Consider the following 1,336-nt stretch of genomic DNA (forward strand, 5'->3'; position numbering starts at 1 on the left):
CCCCGAGCGGGCCGCCGGCCTCGTCCGCCGCGCAGCCGCGCCCCCGGCGCGCCCGCGCGGGAGGTCTGAGCGGCGGGCGCGGCCGTCACGCATCGGCGCGGTGGTGAACGCCGCACCGCTCATCCGGCACGCTCCGCGCGACGGCGCGTCAGGCCCTTCTGCTGCTGTCCCTCACCACCAGCCGGTACGGCGCTCTGGAGTCGGCCGGCGGCGGTGCCGTGCCCTCGATGACGGAGACGAGCGTGCCGACCGCGGTGCGCGCGATATGCGCTTTGTCGGGGGCGATGGTGGTGAGTGTCGGCGAGCTGTACTCGCCTTCCTGGATACCGTCGACACCGACCACGGCGATGTCCTCGGGCACCCGTACTCCCGCCTTGGTGAGTTCGCGCATGGCGCCGAGGGCGAGGAGGTCGTTGTAGCAGAAGACGGCGTCGGGCGGCTCGGGCAGGGCGAGGAGCCGGCGCATGGCCTGGGCACCGAGACGGCGGTGGAAGCGCGGTGTGGAGACAATGAGGCTGTCGTCGACGGGCAGCCCGGCCTGCTCCAGGGCCTGGCGGTAACCGACGGTGCGCAGTTGGGCGGTCTCGCCGGTGCTGTACGGCTGGTCGCCGATGGCGGCGATACGCCGGCAGCCCATGGCGACGAGGTGCTCGGTGGCCTCGCGGGCAGCGGCGACGTTGTCGATGGCCACGTGGTGGAAGTCGCCGTTGAAGATGTGTTCGCCGAGCAGCACGACGGGCACGCGGTTGGCGCGCGTGCGCAGTTCGTCCGCCGAGATGGCCAGCGGGCTCAGCAGCAGTCCGTCGAACATGGTGGCCCGTGACCCACGGCCGAGCAGCTCCCGCTCCCGCTCCCCGTCACCGTCGGTCTGGTCGAGCATGACGACGTATCCGTGCGCGCGGGCCGCGGTGATGACCTCACGGGCGAGTTCGGCGAAGTAGGGGACGTCGAGCTCCGGCACGACGAGGGCGAGCATGCCGGTGCGGCCGCGCCGCAGGTTGCGGGCGACCAGGTTCGGCCGGTAGTCGAGCTCTTCCAGCGCCGCCTCGACCCGGGTCCGCAGTTCCTCGGAAACCGGCACAGAAGCGTTGACCACGTTGGACACCGTGCGGATGGAGACTCCCGCGCGCCTGGCGACGTCGCGGAGGGTTGCGCCGGCCATCCAGGGACCTCTCTCTGCTGGTGTTCCGTCTGCCGGAGTTCTCCGGCAGGGCTGCTCCGCTGCGCAGCAATCGAATGTTACCCAGGTATTGCATCGTTGCAAAAGGCGACGCATCATCTCTGCATCGTTGCAATCGGACGGCGGCGCACACGCTGCGGCGACGGCGGGCGCGGA

At 71.3% G+C, this 1,336-nt stretch carries 1 protein-coding gene; it reads right to left on the minus strand.

Going from position 1 to position 1,336, the window contains the following annotated elements:
- Nucleotides 1–148: 148 nt before the first annotated feature.
- Nucleotides 149–1,162, minus strand: a complete 1,014-nt coding sequence (locus AXW62_RS03090; RefSeq protein ID WP_060943123.1) for a LacI family DNA-binding transcriptional regulator — start codon at nucleotides 1,160–1,162, stop codon at nucleotides 149–151.
- Nucleotides 1,163–1,336: the final 174 nt, after the last annotated feature.

The organism is Streptomyces hygroscopicus subsp. hygroscopicus (genome assembly GCF_001553455.1).
GTDB classification, from domain to species: domain Bacteria; phylum Actinomycetota; class Actinomycetes; order Streptomycetales; family Streptomycetaceae; genus Streptomyces; species Streptomyces hygroscopicus.

Excerpts from the sequence above, each read along its gene's own strand:
- AXW62_RS03090 (WP_060943123.1), bottom strand. The coding sequence starts at position 1,162 with ATGGCCGGCGCAACCCTCCGCGACGTCGCCAGGCGCGCGGGAGTCTCC.